This is a genomic window from Proteiniphilum acetatigenes DSM 18083, assembly GCF_000380985.1.
GTDB classification, from domain to species: Bacteria; Bacteroidota; Bacteroidia; order Bacteroidales; family Dysgonomonadaceae; genus Proteiniphilum; species Proteiniphilum acetatigenes.
Map to the genome: position 1 here is coordinate 1 of NZ_KB905697.1, position 21,641 is coordinate 21,641.

A 21,641-nucleotide genomic window follows, 5' to 3' on the forward strand; every position below is an offset into this window, starting at 1 on the left:
TGATAACTAAAAGACTGGGAGTCCCCGTATATTTTACAGACCCCTATTCATCGTGGCAAAAAGGAGCGATTGAAAATGCTAATAAACTCATCCGGCAATACATCCCCAAGGGGGCATCATTCAAGGACTATCCCCCGGGGAGATTAAAGCAAATACAGCATAAATTGAACAATCGACCAAGAGAAAAATTAAGCTTCAGCACACCAAAAGTTGAGTTTTACAAACAATTAATGTAAATTGCACTTGCTGCTTGACTCTGCTTCCCGCCGATTTTAAGCCCAAGTCTTGCTCTTCTCCCGGAAATTTATTATCATTGCGGCATCATACGGCCATTAAACGGATTATCATGGGAAGGATAGATCTTTCAAAATCAGGAGGGATGTCGGGCAGGATAGGTCCCGTGGTTGCTTATTTGACCAAAGACGGCAAGCAGGTATTCAGGAGTTATATCAAACCGGCAGACCCGAAGACACCCGGACAACTGGCGCAACGGGCAAAACTGGGGATTGTGAATAAAGGGCTTGCCCCCCTGCGCAAAGTCATCAAGCAAGGATATCCCGACAAAGGAAACGTCTATCGCACCCTGATCGGCAAAGCCTGTCGCGAAGCGGTTGCCGGCACCTATCCCGACCTATACCTCGATTACGGCAAAATTCAAATTGCCGAGGGTACCCTCCAATTGCCCGCGGATATACGGCTTCACTTCGATCCCCTTTCCCACACGGCCGTTTTCAGTTGGAACGCACAACCTGTCAATCCGTCCCTACCGGGAAACGATAACGACAGGGTACATATCGTTTGTTTCGATACCGCCCACCCTGCGGAAGTGCAAACCCTCAGCCGTGCCACCCGTGCTGACGGCAAAGCATCCGTCACGCTTCCCGAAGGCTGGGAGCCCGCCACCACCCATTTCTGGATCTACCTCGCCTCACCCGACCTGCGGTATAATTCCAACAGTATGTACATGAACTGTCATCCGCGCCCCGATGCGGGTTATCCGGCCGGGATAACAAAAACTTAACCCCACGTCCGTGCTTTTCCCTAATTTCGTTTCCCAAACAGCCGGAGATATGTTTTTTTGTTGTATTTTTGTCTACCAAATCAATTTTGGACTACCCCCATTTCAGGATGTGGCAGGTAGTCACGAAGTGTGCCCGGAACTTAACAAAAAATGGATTTCAAAGAAATCGAGAAAGGCTCTATCCACGAAAAGGGCGCAAGGCGATGGCAGAAATTAAACTCAGATGCGCTCTAAACAAAACTTTTATCGGTCAATTACGAGAAACTATATCCTGATAACAGATAAATGATGATTTATCATGTTTTTACACGAAGAAAAAGACAAACTCAAATCGGCTTATCCTATATCAAAGATTCATCTGGAAAGGATGCTATTTGCATATCGCAAAATTGAAGCTTTCTTTGCCTACCATTGCATCGGGGTGTAAGGGATCCCTATCAGACTAATTCAGAAGTTATTGCGTCTTTTGATCGAGAAACCTATTCAAAACCGATTTCTTTAAAATATTTTATTGGGATACTACAGAACTACATAATATCGATGAAGCTCAATCAAAAACAAATAATTACAATTATAACGTTGGTTATTATGTTTGTTTGACAAAGTAATAATTGTTGATAAAGCAACTTTTGTTTATGAATAATACAAGAAAGATAATTGTTAAAAATATTGGCCCTATAAAAGAAGCTGATTTGGAGTTGAAAAAATTCAACATCTTAATTGGGCAACAGAGTACCGGCAAAAGTACGTTGGCAAAAATAGCATGTTACTGCTCCTGGGTGGAAAAAGAGATTTCCATCACCCAAAGCCCCGAAGAGTTTCAAAAAGAGGGTTACTTCATCAACCATCTTGAAGAATTTCATAAGCTCAATGGGTTCATATCCAAAGACTCCTTTATTGCTTACTCTTCCGATGTGCTCTCTTTTGCGTATTCAGAGCGAAAATTCACTTTTCAATGGAACAGTGGCCGATTAGATTATAAACGTCACAAAACCCTTTACATTCCGGCTGAGCGGAATATTGTTTCGGTAATTCCCAACTGGTTTGAGGTGAATCTGGGAAAAAACAGCACCCGCAGCTTTTTGGCCGATTGGGAAAGGGTACGCAAACATTTCTCAAAAGAACATCCCCTCTCGCTATTGGACTTTGGGGAATATTACCATAATCCATCGGACAATACCGACCATATCCTTACCAAAGAGGGCAAAGATGTTTTATTGGGTAACGCTTCCAGCGGATTGCAAACCCTGACTCCTTTACAAGCGTTGTTGCAGTACTATGCGAACGATTTCTATTCCTCCGGATTGAGTTTCGCCGAGACCAACGTGACCGAACAACAAAAAATCAATAGACTATACGATAACATTTTACAACAACTTATTAAGACCCTTTCTTCGGAAGAGAGAGCATCATGGGAAGAAAAGAGGGTGAAAATACACAGTGAGTATAAAGACTTTTCTTCTGTTCCTGAGCATCTAAGGGACACACTTCTCTACCCTAATGACGAGATCATGAATAAATATTTTGAATTAGCCACTTCTTACCGGATTATTCAATCCACTTCGTTTTTCATCGAAGAACCGGAACTCAACCTTTATCCCATTTCGCAATATGCGTTGATGAATTCCATGGTACAAATGATAAACAAGAAGCAGCACACCTTGTTCATCACCACCCATAGCATTTATAATCTCACTAGTTTGAGCAATCTGATATACGCAGGAAAGGTGGGAAAAGAGCATCCAAACAAAACCAACAACATTATCCCCAAATCATTATGGATTGATATGGATGATATTTCCGCATGGAAAATTAATGCTGAGACCGGAGAGCTTGAAAATATGCTTGCTGATGATCTCGCGATGTTGAAAGCCGAGAAATTGGATGATGTTTCGGAGATTATCAACAGCCAATTCGACAAGTTATTCGAACTGGAACATCAGAACTTGTGAGTGGCCGGATATGGAGAGATTTCATGAAATACATACCCGTCGGGTTGAGTGCGACCGCAGAAAGCGAATATCCATAAAAGAAAAAGGGAAACGCTATCTTGGAATAAACAATGATGAGAAGGTTATTGCAAAATACCATCTCGACGATCCGGAGCATCCTGTTGAAGGGATTAGGTGCGATTACGCCTTATATGTTTACGACGATGAGAATCAGGCAAAAGATGATGACAGGCTCATTTTTATTGAGTTAAAAGGAAGCGATATAGAACAAGCCATTCAACAGATTAGCAACAGTATCAGGGACTGGGTGGTGAATTATAGTATCCGTCCCCGAAAATTGGATGCGAGAATTATCTCTTCGGGTTGTCGCAATCCTCAGTACTACAAAACAAATCAAGTAAGATTAGAGAAAGAACTAAATAAATATGGACAAGGTAATCTTATCGTTGCCACCAGACAATTTACAGAAGAGCTATAAGAATAACAGAGAATAAATTAATCTTCGTAGAACTTTGAATTAAGAGTATGCCGAATAATAAGAAAATATTAGTTACAGGGGGTGCCGGATTCATCGGTTCCAACCTTACAGAAGCATTATTAAAAAAAGGGCACGACGTGCGTGTACTCGATAACTTTGCCACGGGAAAGATAGAAAACCTCTTACCTCTGTTGGAGCAATATCCCGAACGCCTCACATTGCAGGTAGGTGATATCCGTAAACCGGAAGACTGCACCAAAGCAGTTGAAGACATTGAATATGTGTTTCATGAAGCAGCATTGGGCTCTGTGCCCCGTTCCATTAAAGATCCCGTCACGAGCAACGAAGTCAACGTGTCGGGATTTTTAAATATGCTGGTGGCCGCCCGTGATGCGGGTGTAAAACGGTTTATCTATGCAGCCAGCTCTTCCACCTATGGCGACAGCCAATCGTTGCCCAAAGTGGAAGAGGTGATCGGGAAACCTTTGTCACCGTACGCCATCACTAAGTATGTAAACGAGTTGTATGCCGATGTCTTTGCAAAGATGTATGGGATGGAATGTATCGGGCTCCGCTACTTCAACGTCTTTGGCCGGAAGCAAGATCCCAACGGGGCCTATGCCGCCGTGATCCCTCTCTTCGTGAAGCAGCTGATGCGGCACGAATCGCCCGTGATCAATGGTGACGGTGAATACAGCCGCGACTTCACCTATATAGATAACGTGATACAGATGAATCTGCTGGCAATGGAGGCAACGAATCCCGAAGCGGTGAACCAAGTATACAACACCGCATTCGGCGAAAGAACCACGCTCAACCAGTTGGTCGATTCCCTGAAAGAGTTCTTGGGCGAGTTCGACCCGGCAATCCGGGATGTCGAAGTAATTCACGGCCCCAACCGGGCGGGCGATATCCCCCACTCGCTTGCCAATGTGGACAAGGCAAGGGTACTGTTGGGATACGACCCGCAATACAATATGCGTAACGGTCTCAAAGAGGCAGTGAAGTGGTATTGGAACAATCTTTAAACAAAACCAACTATAGATAAAATGAAAGAAATAAAAATAGCCGTAATCGGGTTGGGATACGTAGGGTTACCCTTGGCACGCCTGTTTTCCACAAAATACGCTACAGTAGGGTTTGATTTAAACCAAAGTAGGGTGAATGAATTAATGAGCGGACACGACAGTACGCTGGAAGTGAGCGACGACTTATTACAGTCGGCTCTCGACAATGGATTTACCTGCACCACACAAATAGAAGATATTCGGGATTGTAATTTTTACGTAGTGGCGGTCCCGACACCGGTCGATAAAAACAATAATCCCGACTTACAACCATTATATGGTGCCAGTGAAACCGTGGGAAAGGTAATATCCAAAGGCGATATCGTGGTATATGAATCGACCGTTTATCCCGGAGTAACCGAAGATGAATGTATTCCCGTAGTGGAAAAAGTGAGCGGACTTACCTACAATAAAGGCTTCTTTGCAGGTTATTCACCCGAGCGCATAAATCCGGGCGACAAAGAACATACAGTAGAAAAAATCAAAAAAGTCACTTCCGGGTCCACCCCAGAGATCGGTAAGATTGTAGATAAAGTATATGCATCTGTAATCACTGCCGGAACTCATTTAGCGCCCACGATTAAGGTGGCTGAAGCAGCGAAGGTAATAGAAAATTCGCAGCGTGACATTAATATCGCTTTTGTCAACGAATTGGCAAAGATATTCAATCGTATGGGCATCGATACGCAAGATGTACTGGAAGCTGCCGGCACCAAATGGAATTTTCTGCCTTTTAAACCCGGATTGGTTGGGGGACACTGCATTGGCGTAGATCCTTATTATCTGGCACAAGCAGCCCAACGGTACGGTTATAATCCAGAGATCATATTGGCCGGACGGCGGATGAATGACGGCATGGGTGAATATGTGGCCGACCAAGTTGTGAAGTTAATGTTGAAGAAAGGCATTCAGGTGTTAGGCTCAAAGATATTGGTTCTGGGTTTTACCTTTAAAGAAAACTGCCCTGATGTACGAAACACTAAAGTTATTGATATTGTGGATACTTTGCAGGAATATAATGTCAATGTTTTCGTCTATGACCCTTGGGCAGACCCCTTTATTGCCAAAAATGAATATAACGTGGATTTATTAAATAAATTACCAAATAAGAAGTTTGATACTGTTATCTTGGCTGTAGCACATAAGGAATTCTTTGAATTGAATGTCAGCAGTCTGACAAAGGAAAATGCTGTAGTGTACGATGTCAAAGGGCTGTTTTCAAAAGATATTGTAGATGCTAAATTATAATTCTTTAGATATAGAATTTGAATCTTCTAAATAAATTTAAACAAGCTAGAAAAAGTAAAGATGGCAAAGTTTTAGTAGAAAACTTTGCCTATCTTTCATTACTTCAAATAGCTGGTTATATTTTTCCTTTAGTAACGATACCGTACCTCGCAAGAGTAATAGGTGTAGATAGTTTTGGGAAAATAGCATTTGCTTCAGCTGTTATTGGATATTTCAACACAGTGGCTGACTGGGGATTTAATTATACTGCAACTCGAGACATTGCCAAAAATAGAGACAATAAGCAAATAGTTTCGAAAATTTTCTCACTCATCTTATGGGCAAGATGTACTTTAATGATATTATCCTTTATTGTTCTGATAATAATGATTATATGTATTCCTCAATTTAGAGAAATATCATTATTATTGGTCATAACTTTTTTAGTTATCCCCGGTCATATAATGTTCCCTGATTGGTTTTTCCAAGCGATGGAAAAGATGAAATATATAACAATTCTAAATTTAGTATCTAAATTTATATTTACGATTGCTGTATTCGTTTTTATTAAAGAAAAATCGGATTATTTACTTCAACCTTTATTTACTGCATTGGGTTTTTTCCTTTCTGGTATAATAGCAATGTATTACATTTTAGTAAAATGGAAAATTAAATTATTGCGACCTAAGTATACAGAAGTTAGAAGTACAATTAAAAAGAGTACAGATGTGTTTATTAATAACTTAATGCCTAATCTTTATAATAGTTTCTCTATTCTTTTATTAGGTTTTTTTGGGGGTCCCATTTCAAACGGTATTTTAGATGCAGGAAATAAATTTGTAAATATTACGCAACAGTTCATGTCTATGATATCAAGATCTTTTTTCCCTTTATTATCAAGAAGAATAGACAAACATCATATCTATAAAAACATCAATATTATTATTTCTTTAATAGTTTCTATTCTCCTTTTTTTAGTAGCTCCATTACTCATAAAATTGTTTTTTACTGATGAATTTAACGATTCAGTTGTGGTTTTACGAATTATGGCTTTTTCTTTTTTATTCCTATCTTTTAGTGATACTTACGGTATCAATTATATGATTATTCAAGGATACGAAAAACAATTAAGAAATATTACAGTTGTATGCTCATTAATTGGCTTTGCTATTTCTTTTCCACTAGTTTACTTTTTTGATTTTATTGGAGCTGCTATAACTATTACAATTGCTAGAGGCATTCTAGGAGTAAGTACGATGTTGAAAGCAAGAAGATTGTCTAAGATTTTAAAATGAAAAAAATTAAAAATGAAAAAATTATTTAGCTATTATACGCATCTAGGATTTCATAATCCATATTTTTTATATGGTAAAAAGCCATTTATTATAGATAGAAATTTTTCGTCAATATTAAGTAAATCTAATAACGATAAAGTCATCGATCCTGTGTCCATTATCGAACTACTAAATAAAGGTTATATTTTTGGTGATAGAAGTCTGATAAAGGAGATACATAGAACACCTTGGTATGCTGAACCAAATGAAACTTACACAGAATGGAAGTACGCAACACCTCCTAAGCACGGGCATAGAAATATTATTGAAGAAGAAATTGCCATAACATTATTTGAAAAAATATGTGTAGAAATAAAAGGATATATAGGTGATAAAAAAAAGATCGGAGTATTACTTAGTGGAGGAATGGACAGCCGAATGGTTGCTGGTGCAATTGATTATTTACAAAAGACAGGGAATTTGAAGGTGGATGAAGTCACTGGTTTAACCTGGGGAAATGAAGGAACTCGCGATGTAATATATGCAAAAGAAATTACTAGACGTCTTGGTTGGAAATGGAAACACTATATAGTTGGGGCGAAAGAATTACTACAAAATATAGAAAAAACAGCCTATAATGGTTGTGAATACTCTCCTATACATTTGCATGCGATTCCGCAAATATGTGATGATAATGAGTTAGATCTTATACTTGCTGGAAGTTACGGTGATAGCGTAGGTAGAGCTGAATATTCTGGGCGAAAAGTAACAAAGCTTTTACCAATTAATAATAAAATAATGAATGTGCTGGGATTGATAAATGTGGAAATTTATCAAAAATATCAAAAATACATCAAAGAAGATATCATGAAATATCACTTTTTATTTCCTACTAAAGCAATATATATGCAGAATGAAATGGATTATGAATTACATTACATGCGTAGAATGTTGAATCCCTGTATGGAATTACTTACGGAAAGATCTGAGTTTTATCAAGTTTTTACAAGCCCTGATATTTTTGGTTATATGTGGTCAATAACTCCTTCTAGAAGGACAGATTTAGTCTATAAACACATGTTAAAAGAGTTTAAAACAGATCTGTCGGATATTCCTTGGTCACGAACAGGATTACCATATGGTCAAAAAGAAGGGATACCTGATTCGTTTATTAAAAATCATCATTCTTATGCGGAAATTATTCATCATGATATATTCAAGGAAATAAAAGAGATGATCCTGTCTGGTTATTTAAAAAAACTCAATATATTTAATATGCCAGTTATTGTTAAATTACTAAAATTGTGTGAAACATACCCTTTAAAAGACCTTCGTTATGCCGAAATTATTATTTGGTTGGCAAGTGTGGCAAAAATGGTAGAAAAATACGAAATACTAGGAGTAGAAAATGTTTCCGTTTCCTCTCATTCTACTTTTTCGTTATTAACGAATTATTTTTTGCGAGCCCTCAAAGAGAAAATACAATATAGGTAATTTCTATCGAAAGAATTCTCAACTTACATATTCTTTTTGAAGCATAATATATGCAACTTAAAAATTTGTTATGAAGAAAATTAATCATTAGACAATTGAGGTCAATATGAATATAAGATTCAATAGGGTAAAGTTATTTAGCATTAGCACGGTACGTAATATATTATTTGTATTATATGCTATATATTTTTTACAAGGTTCGTTATATGAGCAGGGATCTATTATTTCCCAATCGTGTTTATTTGTGATTATAGCACTATCGTTTTATTTCTTCATTAGATCTCTACTACTGAAGAATAAGCAATCACTCTTCTTCGTAGCATGGACCACACTTTTTTCACTCAATATCATAGGTTTTATTTTTACTGCAGATTATGGAAATAAATTACATTTTGACTTGTTTAAAGAAATTCTTGTATGTTTATTAACTTTTTATCCATTTTACTATTTTTCGCAAAAAGGTATTTTAGGGCCGCAACATTTGATATTTTTTTTAATAATTATGTTGCCTATTACCATACTAAATTTTTTTTCTAATCAGGAAAATATATTAGGTGATAGATCCTCCCGTCAAATAGTAAATAATGTATCATATTCCTTTGTAAGATTATTACCTTTCGTTTTTTTGATAGAGAAGAGAAAATTCGTAGGAGCAATTATTATTCTAATATGTATGGTTTTTATAATTAATGGAGCTAAACGCGGTGCTATTATTAGCGGTAGTGTCTTTTTTGTCCTTTACATATTTTACCAATTTAAAAATGTGAACAAGAAATATAGAGTATTGTATTACTTCATTATCTTAGCTACAGCAGCCTTTATGAGTTACTATATTTATACTACTCTGATGGAGAATGAATTCTTGATAGCACGTTTGAACCTAATGACGGAAGGGGGAAGTAGTGGACGAGATACTATTTTTACTTCTATCTGGAATAAATGGTATAATAGTGATTCTATACTAAACATCTTATTTGGTTATGGTTTTGCTGCTTCATTGAAAATGACAGGGGGGAGTTATGCCCATAATGATTGGCTTGAGCTACTTTCAAATTTTGGTTTGACTGGCGTAGTAATATATTTACTTCTCGTTATCTCTGCTTTCAAATATATACGAAATAAGTTTTTTCCTTTTCAGAAAAGATATTTAATGTTTTCTATTGTTATTGCTTGGTTATTTATCTCGATGTTTTCTATGTGGTACAACTCTATGTTAAGTTATACACAAGCGATGCTACTCGCTTACCTGATAAGTAATCAAACCAATAATTATTATTTAAATAATTAATAGTATTGTATCTACAATTTGGTATATTTTAGGGCTTTCTGTATTTATAAATGACGGTGACTATTTTTTAGATAAGAATAATTTCTTCTAACTGATTTGACATAATGGTTAAAATATGTTTTGTAACTCCAAGTTTAAGAAAAGGAGGAATGGAAAGAGTAATTTCTATCTTAGCTAATGTTTTGGTTAAATATGATTACCCAATTGCTATTATTACTTTGACAAGCGATGCTGTAGAGTATGAGATTGATGACAGAATTAACATTTTACATATGAGTAATTCTTATAACGGTGGAATGTTTGCAAGAATTAATATAATAAAACAATTATACTATTCTCTCAAAAAGATAAAACCAGTAGTTGTTATAGGCTTTGGAGAAGTATTTAATCCTGTTTCCATTATTACTGCAAAGATGAATAATCTAAAAGTTTTTATTTCAGACAGGAGCAATCCTTTAAAGAAACATAGAAAACGAGATGAAATCGCGAGAAAATTGTTTTATCCGTTGGCTGATGGAATGATCGCTCAAACTGAATTGTCAAAAAAGAAAATCAGCGACCGAAGACTTAATAACAATATATTGATATTGCCAAACCCTTTAATGGAGTTCAAAAATTTTGATATTAGGCCAAACAAAAAAGCTATAATAACAGTTGGCCGACTAATACCATCAAAAAATCAAAAAGAACTTATCGATATTTTTAATGAAATAAACATGAACGACTGGAAGCTTTATATCGTAGGTGATGGACCTTTAAAAAAAGAGATTACTCATTATATTTCTTCTCTTCATTTGGATGGGAAGGTCATTTTAGTAGGTAAAACTGATAATATCGAAAAATGGCTGGGGAAAGGTTCTATTTTTGCATTCGTTTCTCTATCTGAAGGCTTTCCTAACGCTTTAAACGAAGCTATGGCTTTTCCATTGGCAAGCATAGCTTATGATTGCCCGGCGGGAGTAAGAGATTTGATAGAAGATAAATACAATGGTCTGTTAATTCCATTAGGAAACCATACGGAATATAGAAAAAAGCTTAAAGAGCTTATGGACTCTGAAGATTTAAGAAAAAAATTGATGCAAAACTCTATCACAAACCGGGTGAAATATGATAAAAATATTATTTCCAGGAAATTACTAAACTTTATTACCGAATAATCAAATGTTGCATAATATATTGCAATCAAAGTAAAAATGATATTAATTGGAACTCCTTATGGAAAAACTTCATTTAAACCCCAAATATCGAATTACAGTAATTATGGCTGTTTATAATTGCGCAACTACTCTTCACGAAGCCCTTGATTCACTATACGCTCAAACATATAAGAATTTTAAGTTGATTCTTTGTGATGATGCCTCAACAGATTCTACCTACAAGATTGCCAGAGAATATATAGAAAGGTATGATAATATCACCTTATTGCAAAACAAAAAAAACATGAAACTGGCTGCCACACTTAATCGTTGTCTCAAATATGCGGATACAGAGTATATAGCCCGTATGGATGGAGATGATATTTCTTTGCCAACCAGATTTGAAAAAGAGATAAGTTTTTTAGATCAAAATCCTCATATTTCAATCGTAAGCTCAGCTATGATTTATTTCGATGAATTTGGAGATTATAGAGAATCAACCCCAATTCAATATCCTAATAAAAAAGATTTTATAAGAGGTACTCCTTTTGCACATGCAGCTTGTATGGTAAGGAGTTCTGCTTATTTTGATGTGGGGGGATATGACGAAACTATTGTTAGAGGACAAGATTATGATTTGTGGTTTAGAATGTATGCAAAGGGACATAAAGGGTTCAATATAAATGAGCCGTTATATAAAATGAGAGATGATAAAAATGCCATAAGCAGACGGAAATTTAAATATCGAATTATGGAAAGTTTGATCCGTTCAAGAGGATTTAAGATGTTAAATCTGCCTTTTTATTATCAATTTTACACGTTAAGACCCATATTAATTGGATTATTACCAAAAAAGATATATACATTTCTAAGAAGAAAACAAAGTAATTGTAGGTTACTCTTTTAAAATTATTATAAAATGCAGAAAATCTTACGAATTACGACAGTTTCCGTTAGTCTGAACAGTCTTTTGAATGGTCAACTACGGTTTTTAAGCGGTTATTATGAGGTCATAGGCGTAGCTTCTGGTGAAGAAGAATTAAAAGAAGTTTCAGAAAGAGAAGGTATTAGGACAGTATATATTCCCATGAGACGAGAAATTTGTATTCGTAATGATTTAAAATCTATTTACTTATTTATTAGGTTGTTCAGAAAGGAACAACCGGATATCGTCCATGCTAATACACCTAAAGCAAGTCTCTTAAGCATGGTGGCAGCTAAATTGTGTGGTGTCCCACATCGAGTATATACTGTGACAGGATTACGATTTGAAACAGCAACTGGTAGTTTCAGACGTTTATTAATACTAATGGAAAAGATCACCTGCGCATGCGCTACAAAAGTGATTCCCGAAGGAAATGGTGTTGCCTCTACTTTGCGAAATGAAAAAATAACTCGAAAACCATTAAAGAAGATATTGAATGGTAGTATCAACGGTATAGACTGTTCATCTTTCAGCCCAGCATTATATACAGAAAAAGATAGGCAGGAGTTTCGAAGAACGTTAGGCATACAATCCTGTGATTTTGTGTTCATTTTTGTAGGCAGATTGGTGAAAGATAAAGGTATTAATGAATTAGTTGCATCTTTTTGCAGACTTGAAGAAAGATATACGCTATCTGTAAATAAGCAGATTAAGAATCTGAAACTGGTGCTTGTTGGGTCAGTGGAGCAAGAACTAGATCCTTTAGAACCGGAAACATTAGAAACAATTCAAGTCAATTCTAATATAATATCAGTGGGTTTTCAAAAAGATGTACGCCCGTATTTTGCTATTAGCGACGCATTGGTTTTTCCCAGCTATCGTGAAGGTTTTCCCAATGTAGTAATGCAAGCCGGTGCTATGGGGCTACCAAGTATCGTAACTGATATTAATGGTTGTAACGAGATCATTATAGAAGGAAAGAATGGAGTTATCATTCCCCCAAAAAACGAACAAGCGATCTATGATAAGATGTTGTATTTCTTAGATAATCCGGAGGAGGTAAACCGCATGACTTCCAATGCGCGTGAATGTATTACTTCCCGTTATGAACAACGTAATGTATGGGAAGCATTATTAAAAGAATATCAATCGTTGACAGGTCGCTAAAAAATGAGATTATGTACAAATATTTCTTTAAGTACCTAGTCGATTTTCTAATTGCGTTGACCGGATTGATTATTCTAAGTCCGGTATTTTTGGCATTGATGATCGGATTGCATTTCGTTAACAAAGGTGCCGGTGCTTTCTTTACCCAGAAACGGCCGGGTAAGGAAGGAAAGATATTTAAAGTGATCAAATTCAAAACAATGACCGACGAACGGGATGCATCGGGCAATTTATTACCCGACAAAGAGCGGTTGACCAAGGTCGGCTGCTTTGTACGTTCTACCTCTCTAGATGAAATCCCTCAATTGCTGAACGTGATAAAGGGGGACATGTCACTAATCGGGCCACGCCCCCTTTTAGTACAGTATCTCCCACTCTACAATGAATTTCAGCGGCGCCGTCACGAAGTACGCCCCGGCATTACCGGTTGGGCGCAGGTAAATGGTAGAAATGCCATATCGTGGGAACAGAAATTTGAATATGATGTATGGTATGTGGATCATATTTCATTATCTTTGGACTTGAAAATATTAGCACGTACAATTCAAAAAGTATTCAAACGTGAAGGAATCAATTCGGATACCAACGCCACGATGGAGATATTCAAAGGGAACTGATTCAACATAACTCTCCATTGTATTTTTACACGCTAATATTCGTCATTTTATATTTAACAAGATGTATCTCTACGGTGCAAGCGGCCACGCCAAAGTTATTATTGATTCGTTAAAAGCTTCTGGAATCATTATTTCAGGGCTTTTTGATGATGATCCGGACCTAAAATCACTTCTGGATTATTCTGTGTTCGGATCTTTCGATGCGGAGCGGTTAGGAGACGACGAATTAATTATCTCCGTCGGATTAAATAATATTAGAAAAAAGATTGCTGAAAAACTTCCTCAGACCATCAATTACGGTCAGGCGATCCATCCGTCAGCAATTATTTCTGAATACACATCCATCGGTGAAGGCACAGTGGTGATGCAAGGGGCTGTTATACAATCGAGTGTAAAGATCGGAAAGCATTGTATCATTAATACCTCCTCTTCTGTAGATCATGATTGTGTAATAGGAGATTTTGCACATATTTCCCCCAATGCGACACTTTGCGGCGCTGTATCAGTGGATGAAGGAAGCCAGGTAGGTGCAGGAGCAGTAGTAATTCCCGGAATAAAAATTGGAAAATGGAGTCTGGTTGCTGCCGGTGCGGTGGTAATGAAAAATGTACCGGATAATGTATTGGTTTTAGGAAATCCTGCGAGAATTGTAAAGAAAATAAATATATGAACAATAAGAGAATATGGCTTTCACTGGCCCATATGGGGGGACATGAACAGAAATTTATTCAGGAGGCTTTCGACACAAACTGGGTGGTGCCTTTAGGCCCTAACGTGGATGGATTTGAAAAGGATTTGGAAGCATTTCTTGCACAGGAGAGGCATATCGTAGCCTTGAGTGCGGGTACGGCGGCAATTCACCTGGGATTGATCCAACTGGGTGTTGGCCCCGGCGATGAGGTGGCCTGCCAGAGTTTTACCTTTAGCGCCAGCGCAAACCCGATAAAGTATCTGGGCGCAGATCCTGTATTCGTGGACAGCGAACCGGACACGTGGAACATGTCGCCCGGTTTCTTACGGGAAGCCATAGAAGATCGGATCGCCAAAATGGGAAAAAAGCCCAAAGCGATCATCCCGGTACACCTGTACGGCATGCCGGCCAAAATGGATGAAATCATGGCGATTGCCCGGGAGTATGAGATCCCGGTACTTGAAGACGCGGCGGAAGCGATCGGGTCGGAATACAAAGGCCGGAAATGCGGCACTTTCGGCGAATTTGCCTGCCTTTCGTTCAACGGCAACAAGATGATCACGACTTCTGGAGGTGGTGCATTGGTATGCCGTACCGGAGAGGAAGCAAAACACACCAAATTCCTCGCCACACAGGCACGGGATCAGGCGCCTCACTACCAACACTCGCATATCGGCTACAACTACCGTATGAGTAACATCTGCGCGGGTATTGGACGGGGGCAGATGCTGGTGCTCCGGGATCATGTCGCCCGCCGGAGGGAGATCAACGCGTTATACAGGAAGTTGCTGGAAGATGTGCCGGGCGTTTCATTCCTCGTGAATCCAAACGCCGACTTCAACTCGAACCACTGGCTTACCTGCATTGTCGTGAACCCGGATGTGGCGGGTTTCAGCCGTGAGGATATCCGCATGAAAATGGAAGAGGAAAACATCGAAACGCGCCCGCTATGGAAGCCTATGCACCTGCAACCGGTATTCGCCGGGACTCCCTATTACGGCGGCAATACTGCGGAAAAACTGTTCGATAACGGGCTTTGCCTTCCTTCCGGCTCTTCTCTCTCCGACGAGGATATCCAACGAGTGGCTGATGTCGTCCGGGAAACGGCAGGAAAAGCATAAATCAACGACAGATGAAAATATCCGTGATTACCGTAGTGTTGAATGGCGCTGCAACCATACGCGAAACGATTGAAAGCGTGCTCGCGCAGGATTATCACGATATTGAACACATCATCGTGGACGGGGATAGCAAAGACAATACAATGGATATTGTCGAGAGCTATGGCAATAGAATAGCCCATGTTATTTCGGAACCCGATAAAGGTATCTATGATGCCATGAATAAAGGAATAGAAACTTCTACCGGAGAGGTTATCGGATTCCTGAATGCGGATGATTTTTTCGCTACCGACGATGTCATCTCCCGTATTGTAGCGGAATTTACTATTGACAGTTCTATCAATGGGGTGTACAGTAATTTATTTTACGTGAAACGTGATAACCCCAACAGCATCTTAAGGCACTGGATATCGAATCCCTTTAAACAAAACAGTTTTTTTAAAGGTTGGCATCCTCCTCATCCGACACTCTACCTGAAAAAAGAAGTGTACACACAATATGGCTTGTTTACACCAACCCTCCCCCTGGCTGCGGATTTTGAACTGATGCTGCGCCTTTTTGAGAAATATAAAATCAAAACGAAATATATCGACTATACCTCTGTCAAAATGCGATCGGGGGGCGCTACGAACAAGAATTGGAAAAATATAAGACAGCAGAATCTTGAATGCATGAAAGCTTTTGCACTTAATGGCTTTGCTCCTCCCCGGTTTTATGTTGTGTACCGGTTAATTCCCAAATTATTACAGTATATAAAACGATGAGGAGGCTTTTACTGACAGGCGCATCCGGTTTTGTAGGTGTCAACCTGATACCATTGCTTCGAAACGCTTCTTTCGAGGTAAAGACGATGGGATTAACCAGGGAAGGCGATTACAGGCTGGATTTATCAACTACCGTTCCCCGTTTGCAGGAGAATTTCGACGTGGTGCTCCATGCCGCCGGTAAAGTGCATACCGTTCCTAAGAGTGAAGACGAAAATGAAATTTTTTTCAATATCAATTACAGGGGAACAATGAATCTTTGCAGGGCACTGGATAAAAGCGGCATTCCAAAAGCACTTGTCTATATTAGTTCGGTAGCGGTGTACGGATTGGACAAGGGTGAAAATATCACCGAAAATTATCCGCTTAACGGGACGACTCCCTATGCCTTAAGCAAAATCCGGGCTGAACAGTTTTTGACGGATTGGTGCACTTACCACAACGTTAAATTAAGTATTATCCGTCCTTCTGTCATCGCAGGTCCCAATCCGCCGGGAAACCTCGAAGCAATGATTAACGGTATAAAAACGGGCAAATACTTTTCGATTGGAGGAGGCAACGTGAGAAAAAGTATCTTAATGGTACAGGATATTGCCCGTTTATTACCGGCACTGATTGAAAATGGGGGGATATATAATGTTTGCGATAGTGATCATCCATCGTTCAGGCAGTTGGAATTACTGATCGCCAAACAGCTAAAGAAAAGACCTCCTTCTTCTATTTCCTTACCGATAGCCCGTGGCATGGCACTGGCGGGAGACCTGTTAGGCAAGAGAGCCCCATTTAACAGCCGGAGATTGCTAAAGATGACCGAATCACTTACTTTCTCCAATGAAAAAGCAAAAAAAATATTGGGTTGGGAACCGTTAAGCGTATTGGAAAATTTTATAATACAATAATGGTGTACCTTTTAATTATAGTTATTCTTTTCGCCGCGGAACTCTTTTACTTTCGTATCGCCAATCATTATATCATTGTGGACAGGCCCAATGAGAGGAGTTCGCATACGCAGGTTACTCTGCGTGGAGGAGGTATTATCTACTGGGTCGCCGCCCTGCTTTACGTGTTGCTCAATCCATCGGAAGCGGCGGTGTGGTTTTTTACAGGTATCACCATCATTGCAGGAATCAGCCTTTGGAACGATATAAAAGGCCTGAGCCAAAATATCCGGTTAATAATCCCCCTGCTGGCCATGACATGTGTGTTTTACATGACAGACATATTCGGGGGCTATCCCTGGTGGGCTATTGTGATTGGATATATCCTGTTTACGGGCATTATGAACGCATACAACTTCATGGACGGCATCAACGGCATGACGGGATTGTACACGCTGGCGGTACTGCTCCCGATGATCTATGTGAACATATATATACAACCTTTCACCGATAACGATTTCCTGCTTTTTCCCCTACTCGCTTCACTGGTATTCCTGTTCTTCAACTTCAGGAAAAGGGCGAAATGCTTCGCGGGCGATGTGGGAAGCGTGGGCATCGCCTTCTGGATCGTAATCCTGTTACTACTACTGATCATTAAAACGCAAAACCTGGTATGGATCGGTTTCCTGTTAGTGTATGGAGTGGATACGGTTTGCACAATACTACACCGGATTTACCTGAAACAGAATATCATGGAGGCGCACCGACTGCATTTCTACCAGATACTGGCTAATGAACAGAAAACCGGGCACAGGACGGTCTCCTTGTCTTATTTCATGGCTCAACTGCTTTGTTCCACACTGATCATTGCCCTTTACCCCATTGTGGGATGGTGGATATTCCTGATACTGGCAGTCACATTAGTCGGCATCTACGGAATGAAATTCCGATTAATGAAAACAGTATAATCTGCACGGCATCCATATCCCCGCAGGACAGTGGCACACACTGGTCGTCTGGAAATCAGCACCGTGATTTCCGAAGTAAAAGAAAAAATATTAGGGTTACACCCACAACAAATGAATTTAAATTATTATTTTTGCGGTTATAACCATAAAAAAATGATATTAAGGCCTACTTACATAGCACAGCTTACCCCCTTTATCAACGGTATAAAATCCGGGATGTAGAGTTGTTGGAACGTGTCATAAAATACGCATTTGACAATATTGGGAATACCTTCTCGGGGAAAAATGTAGCGGATTATTTCAAAAGCCAGCAACGTAAAATAGACCTCAATACGGTCTATAATTACCTGAATGCCTTGGAAGGTGCATTTATCCTGTACCGTGTTCCCCGATACGACATTAAAGTAAAGGAAATTCTGAAAACACAGGAGAAATTCTATGTAGGCGATATTTCTATTATGTATGCAACAATGGGAAACCGTGACAGAATGATTGGCGGAATATTAGAAAATATCGTTTTTCTGGAACTGAAGAGAAGAGGATATAGCGTATATGTCGGAAAATTAGAAAACAGCGAAATTGATTTTGTTGCCGAAAGACAAGGCGAAAAAATATATGTACAAGTAGCATATAAATTAGAAAACGAACAAACAACAGAAAGGGAATTTGGGAACCTTTTGTCTGTTAATGACCAATATCCTAAATATGTGGTTACGATGGACGATTTTTGGAGAGACTCTATAGAAGGAGTAAAGCATCTTTATATCAGAGATTTTCTATTGAAGGAAAATCTGTAATTTGGAGATGCAAACAATGTCATGGCGGGATTACAAAAGCAGGCAAATGGTATTTTTATGATAACGGCATACGCAATGCGATCATTGGAAATTCCGATCCTCTGTCCATACGGTGAGAAGAACGCCATTGAAGGAGGTGGATAACCTCTACACAATCTTCCTTTCCACTACATATTTTATCAGGGCGGCAGTATTGGGAACCTGTAGTTTGGTCATGATATTCTTACGGTAGCTTTTAACGGTTTCGTAGCCGATGCACATTATCTCGGAGATAGTATTCATGGTGTGCCCTTCGGCAATGAGTCTGAGCAGTTCACGCTCCCGCCGGGAAAGGGATATGGTGTCTTCCTTTTTGGTACGCAACAGCAGATCTACTTCTTCACATAAAAACCGCTCATCCAGAGCTACGGTACAAATCCCTTCGATAATTTCCTCCACAGTGGAGTTTTTCAGCACATAACCCAGTGCCCCGTTTTCCAGTGACCGGGTGATGACATTCAACTCGGCATAACTTGTCAGCATCAGTATCTTCACGCCGGGATATTTTTTCAGTATCTGCGCACAGGCATCGATCCCGTTGCCATCAGGCAACCCGATATCCAACAGCAACACATCGGCAGTGGCGCGGGCAAGCATTCTCCAACAATCCTTCAAAGAATGAGCCTTCCCGATGATCCTCGCTATTCCGGAGTCATTGATGATCCTTTCCAACCCTTCCACCACCAACGGATGGTCGTCAACTATCTGTACCCGTATCATCGGCTTTGATTTTTAATTCGACATGTACCTCCGTCCCTTCATTTTCGGTCGAAAAGATATCCATATTCCCTTCCAGCGCAGCTACTCTCGTGCGAATGTTCTGCAATCCCGTACCGGTCGTGGCTGCAGAAATATCAAAACCTTTCCCGTTGTCTTCCACTGTCAATGAAATACGATCCCTGTCCTGGACAATATGCACAAGGATACGGGTCGCTTCCGAGTATTTCAACGCATTATTCACCAACTCGTGTACAATGCGGTACACCACTATCTCCAACTGATGCTCCAAACGTTCTTCTTCACCGAACCAGGCAAACTCGATCTTCTCCACGGTACGGCAAAAATCGGACAGGGCTGTTTTTAATCCATAGCGGCTTAACGATTCCGGCATAAGATGGTGGGCAACCCGCCGCAATTCACGTAACGACTCGTCCAGCAAACCCATGATCCGGTTGATACCTTCTACATCGGGAAACTCCAGCAAAGCCCCGTTCTTTAGTTCACTCATATTGATCTTCGCCGCAGAGAGTATCCCCCCTAATCCGTCGTGCAGGTCACGGGCAAGGCGGGAGCGTTCCTGCATCTCTCCTTCAAGGACAGAACGAGTGGCTACTAACTGCTTCTCCTGTTCCAATTGTTTCAGTTGTAATTCTGTCTTTCGGCGTTTTTGTTTAGTCCAAAGCCAAAGAAAGAGCAGCGCCAACACTCCCGATACCAGGGCCGCACCACCGATAATCCCTATCAAAATGGTGGATTTATGCCTTTCGTTAAGCGTTGCGATCTGAAATTCCTTTTGTTCGGTTTCGTATTTTATCTTCAATTCTTCGTTGGCGCGCCAGATATTGTCGTTCAAAATCTCATTGCCGAGAGAATCGAATTTGAAAATCAACTTTTGACTTTTCACATAATCTCTGTCTTTCAGAAGGGCAAGGTCGGCAAGGATCTGGTAACATTTGCGTTCTTCGACATCCCATTCCTGCTCCTGTGCGAGTATCAAGGCTTCCTGAGCGTATGCCTCGGCTTTTTCATAATCGCCTTTCTGTAAATTGCAAAGAGCAAGTCCTCTGAGGCTTACCAGATAACCGGTCATATCTCCTATGGAATCGTGCAATACCAACGCCTCCTGCCCGTATAGCTCCGCGGTTTTATAATCAAATTTTTGCAGGTAATAATTCCCCAGATTGTTCAGCACAGAAGCTTTCATATCTATATAATCGGTTGCTTCCGCAATGCGCAATGCCTCTTTCAGACACTCCAGATGCTCCTCCCATCTTCTCGGAACGCAGTTCGAATAGAGCGAGGCAAGATTAATTAATATATGTCCGCGGATGATGTCATCGGGATAATCTTTCATCAGTTCCAACGCTTTCTTTCCGTACACAATCCCCTGTTCGGGCCGTTCGGTACGCTGGTAAAACACCTGTATTACATCGTACAGCGTCGCAAGGTTTTTACGGTTACCGGCTTTTTCGAACCAGGGAAGCGCCCGGATATAATACTCCAGCGCTGTATTGTACAAACGCTTGTAGTGGTATACGTTGCCGATATTGACCAAGGCGACATTGATTCTTTCTTCATTGCCGATTTCACGTGCCAGCTCCAATGCCTTCAGGTTGATGGTGAGGGAAGAATCGAGTTTCCCTTCTAAGTTGAGCAAGTAGGTGTAATTGGAAGCGAACCGGATGCGCCCCATCGGATAGTCTATCTCCTCACTAAGTTCTCCGGCCGTACGGTAAATTCTTTTCGCCGCTCCGTGATCGCGCATTTCCACTTCATATCCGATTTCATACAGCCGATTGATAACAGCGGTGTCGGGATTCACCCTTGCGGCGCGAAGGAGCGAATCAATATTCTGGCCGTGCGCTTCTACACAGGCAGCTAATAACAGAAGGATAAAAGCCAGATTTTTCATTGCGGTCACAGTATTTCGTTAATCCAGGATTTGCCGTAAAGATATGCTAATTATCAATACGTTGTTGCCCGGAAAAGAATTAAATTCATCTATTTATTTTGAATT

The 21,641-nt window shown here is 39.8% G+C and carries 21 protein-coding genes and 1 pseudogene; 20 read left to right on the forward strand and 2 right to left on the reverse strand.

The features are described from left to right. The 20 genes and pseudogenes from F597_RS0110235 to F597_RS22700 form a co-directional block, all read left to right on the forward strand. Positions 1-236, forward strand: a 236-nt coding sequence (locus F597_RS0110235) for an IS30 family transposase (RefSeq protein WP_019539646.1), incomplete at its 5' end; no start/stop codon positions are given. A gap of 110 nt (positions 237-346) precedes the next feature. Beyond that, on the forward strand, positions 347-1,021 hold the full coding sequence (locus F597_RS0110240) for a DUF6266 family protein (RefSeq protein ID WP_157279079.1): 675 nt from the start codon (positions 347-349) through the stop codon (positions 1,019-1,021). A 635-nt stretch (positions 1,022-1,656) separates the two neighbouring features. Continuing rightward, complete coding sequence (locus tag F597_RS21625; protein ID WP_019539649.1) at positions 1,657-2,973, forward strand: ATP-binding protein; 1,317 nt, start codon at positions 1,657-1,659, stop codon at positions 2,971-2,973. Between the two features lie 10 nt (positions 2,974-2,983). Further along, entirely contained in the window at positions 2,984-3,451 is a 468-nt protein-coding gene (locus F597_RS0110260; RefSeq protein ID WP_019539650.1) for a hypothetical protein, read from the forward strand. Between the two features lie 47 nt (positions 3,452-3,498). Beyond that, positions 3,499-4,479: an SDR family oxidoreductase gene (locus F597_RS0110265; RefSeq protein WP_019539651.1), complete on the forward strand. Its 981-nt coding sequence runs from the start codon at positions 3,499-3,501 to the stop codon at positions 4,477-4,479. 21 nt (positions 4,480-4,500) lie between these two features. Further along, entirely contained in the window at positions 4,501-5,766 is a 1,266-nt protein-coding gene (locus F597_RS0110270) for a nucleotide sugar dehydrogenase (RefSeq protein WP_019539652.1), read from the forward strand. A gap of 17 nt (positions 5,767-5,783) precedes the next feature. Beyond that, positions 5,784-7,040, forward strand: a complete 1,257-nt coding sequence (locus F597_RS0110275) for a flippase (RefSeq protein ID WP_019539653.1) — start codon at positions 5,784-5,786, stop codon at positions 7,038-7,040. Between the two features lie 12 nt (positions 7,041-7,052). Further along, positions 7,053-8,513 (forward strand): asparagine synthase-related protein, encoded by a 1,461-nt coding sequence (locus tag F597_RS0110280; RefSeq protein WP_019539654.1) that lies wholly within the window; start codon positions 7,053-7,055, stop codon positions 8,511-8,513. 397 nt (positions 8,514-8,910) lie between these two features. Further along, the gene (locus tag F597_RS0110285) at positions 8,911-9,801 is read left to right on the forward strand and encodes an O-antigen ligase family protein (RefSeq protein WP_169337975.1); all 891 of its coding nucleotides are present in this window, start codon (positions 8,911-8,913) and stop codon (positions 9,799-9,801) included. A gap of 149 nt (positions 9,802-9,950) precedes the next feature. Beyond that, positions 9,951-10,958: a glycosyltransferase gene (locus F597_RS0110290; protein WP_157279083.1), complete on the forward strand. Its 1,008-nt coding sequence runs from the start codon at positions 9,951-9,953 to the stop codon at positions 10,956-10,958. A 58-nt stretch (positions 10,959-11,016) separates the two neighbouring features. Next, positions 11,017-11,844: a glycosyltransferase gene (locus F597_RS0110295; protein ID WP_044060240.1), complete on the forward strand. Its 828-nt coding sequence runs from the start codon at positions 11,017-11,019 to the stop codon at positions 11,842-11,844. A 12-nt stretch (positions 11,845-11,856) separates the two neighbouring features. Beyond that, positions 11,857-13,029 (forward strand): glycosyltransferase family 4 protein, encoded by a 1,173-nt coding sequence (locus F597_RS0110300; RefSeq protein ID WP_019539658.1) that lies wholly within the window; start codon positions 11,857-11,859, stop codon positions 13,027-13,029. Positions 13,030-13,040: 11 nt separating this feature from the next. Beyond that, positions 13,041-13,646 (forward strand): sugar transferase, encoded by a 606-nt coding sequence (locus tag F597_RS0110305; RefSeq protein ID WP_019539659.1) that lies wholly within the window; start codon positions 13,041-13,043, stop codon positions 13,644-13,646. Positions 13,647-13,707: 61 nt separating this feature from the next. Beyond that, positions 13,708-14,316, forward strand: a complete 609-nt coding sequence (locus F597_RS0110310; protein WP_019539660.1) for an acetyltransferase — start codon at positions 13,708-13,710, stop codon at positions 14,314-14,316. Further along, positions 14,313-15,458 carry a DegT/DnrJ/EryC1/StrS family aminotransferase gene (locus F597_RS0110315; protein ID WP_019539661.1) on the forward strand — a complete coding sequence of 382 codons (1,146 nt, stop codon included), beginning with the start codon at positions 14,313-14,315 and terminating at the stop codon, positions 15,456-15,458. Before F597_RS0110310 ends, F597_RS0110315 begins: the two co-directional genes overlap by 4 nt. A gap of 11 nt (positions 15,459-15,469) precedes the next feature. Then, positions 15,470-16,222: a glycosyltransferase family 2 protein gene (locus tag F597_RS0110320; RefSeq protein ID WP_019539662.1), complete on the forward strand. Its 753-nt coding sequence runs from the start codon at positions 15,470-15,472 to the stop codon at positions 16,220-16,222. Beyond that, positions 16,219-17,121, forward strand: a complete 903-nt coding sequence (locus F597_RS0110325; RefSeq protein WP_019539663.1) for an NAD-dependent epimerase/dehydratase family protein — start codon at positions 16,219-16,221, stop codon at positions 17,119-17,121. Before F597_RS0110320 ends, F597_RS0110325 begins: the two co-directional genes overlap by 4 nt. Further along, entirely contained in the window at positions 17,121-18,068 is a 948-nt protein-coding gene (locus F597_RS0110330; RefSeq protein ID WP_019539664.1) for an MraY family glycosyltransferase, read from the forward strand. The genes F597_RS0110325 and F597_RS0110330 overlap by 1 nt, the downstream gene beginning before the upstream one ends. A gap of 209 nt (positions 18,069-18,277) precedes the next feature. Beyond that, positions 18,278-18,865 (forward strand): ATP-binding protein, encoded by a 588-nt coding sequence (locus F597_RS20555; protein ID WP_281167186.1) that lies wholly within the window; start codon positions 18,278-18,280, stop codon positions 18,863-18,865. 29 nt (positions 18,866-18,894) lie between these two features. Then, positions 18,895-18,978, forward strand: a pseudogene (locus tag F597_RS22700) (ATPase); the annotation flags it as partial. A gap of 34 nt (positions 18,979-19,012) precedes the next feature. Here the strand turns inward: F597_RS22700 and F597_RS0110350 are convergent. After that, positions 19,013-19,624: a response regulator gene (locus F597_RS0110350; protein WP_019539667.1), complete on the reverse strand. Its 612-nt coding sequence runs from the start codon at positions 19,622-19,624 to the stop codon at positions 19,013-19,015. Then, positions 19,602-21,536, reverse strand: a complete 1,935-nt coding sequence (locus F597_RS0110355; protein ID WP_019539668.1) for a tetratricopeptide repeat-containing sensor histidine kinase — start codon at positions 21,534-21,536, stop codon at positions 19,602-19,604. Before F597_RS0110355 ends, F597_RS0110350 begins: the two co-directional genes overlap by 23 nt. Positions 21,537-21,641 lie beyond the last annotated feature (105 nt).

What these genes read in the sequence shown, in the direction of transcription:
- F597_RS0110305 (WP_019539659.1), top strand. Translation starts at nt 13,041, where the DNA reads ATGTACAAATATTTCTTTAAGTACCTAGTCGATTTTCTAATTGCGTTG.
- F597_RS0110265 (WP_019539651.1), top strand. Translation starts at nt 3,499, where the DNA reads ATGCCGAATAATAAGAAAATATTAGTTACAGGGGGTGCCGGATTCATC.
- F597_RS0110270 (WP_019539652.1), top strand. Translation starts at nt 4,501, where the DNA reads ATGAAAGAAATAAAAATAGCCGTAATCGGGTTGGGATACGTAGGGTTA.
- F597_RS0110325 (WP_019539663.1), top strand. Translation starts at nt 16,219, where the DNA reads ATGAGGAGGCTTTTACTGACAGGCGCATCCGGTTTTGTAGGTGTCAAC.
- F597_RS0110310 (WP_019539660.1), top strand. Translation starts at nt 13,708, where the DNA reads ATGTATCTCTACGGTGCAAGCGGCCACGCCAAAGTTATTATTGATTCG.
- F597_RS0110350 (WP_019539667.1), bottom strand. Translation starts at nt 19,624, where the DNA reads ATGATACGGGTACAGATAGTTGACGACCATCCGTTGGTGGTGGAAGGG.
- F597_RS0110320 (WP_019539662.1), top strand. Translation starts at nt 15,470, where the DNA reads ATGAAAATATCCGTGATTACCGTAGTGTTGAATGGCGCTGCAACCATA.
- F597_RS0110290 (WP_157279083.1), top strand. Translation starts at nt 9,951, where the DNA reads ATGGAAAGAGTAATTTCTATCTTAGCTAATGTTTTGGTTAAATATGAT.
- F597_RS0110300 (WP_019539658.1), top strand. Translation starts at nt 11,857, where the DNA reads ATGCAGAAAATCTTACGAATTACGACAGTTTCCGTTAGTCTGAACAGT.
- F597_RS0110240 (WP_157279079.1), top strand. Translation starts at nt 347, where the DNA reads ATGGGAAGGATAGATCTTTCAAAATCAGGAGGGATGTCGGGCAGGATA.
- F597_RS0110295 (WP_044060240.1), top strand. Translation starts at nt 11,017, where the DNA reads ATGGAAAAACTTCATTTAAACCCCAAATATCGAATTACAGTAATTATG.
- F597_RS0110315 (WP_019539661.1), top strand. Translation starts at nt 14,313, where the DNA reads ATGAACAATAAGAGAATATGGCTTTCACTGGCCCATATGGGGGGACAT.
- F597_RS0110260 (WP_019539650.1), top strand. Translation starts at nt 2,984, where the DNA reads ATGGAGAGATTTCATGAAATACATACCCGTCGGGTTGAGTGCGACCGC.
- F597_RS0110330 (WP_019539664.1), top strand. Translation starts at nt 17,121, where the DNA reads ATGGTGTACCTTTTAATTATAGTTATTCTTTTCGCCGCGGAACTCTTT.
- F597_RS0110280 (WP_019539654.1), top strand. Translation starts at nt 7,053, where the DNA reads ATGAAAAAATTATTTAGCTATTATACGCATCTAGGATTTCATAATCCA.
- F597_RS0110355 (WP_019539668.1), bottom strand. Translation starts at nt 21,536, where the DNA reads ATGAAAAATCTGGCTTTTATCCTTCTGTTATTAGCTGCCTGTGTAGAA.
- F597_RS21625 (WP_019539649.1), top strand. Translation starts at nt 1,657, where the DNA reads ATGAATAATACAAGAAAGATAATTGTTAAAAATATTGGCCCTATAAAA.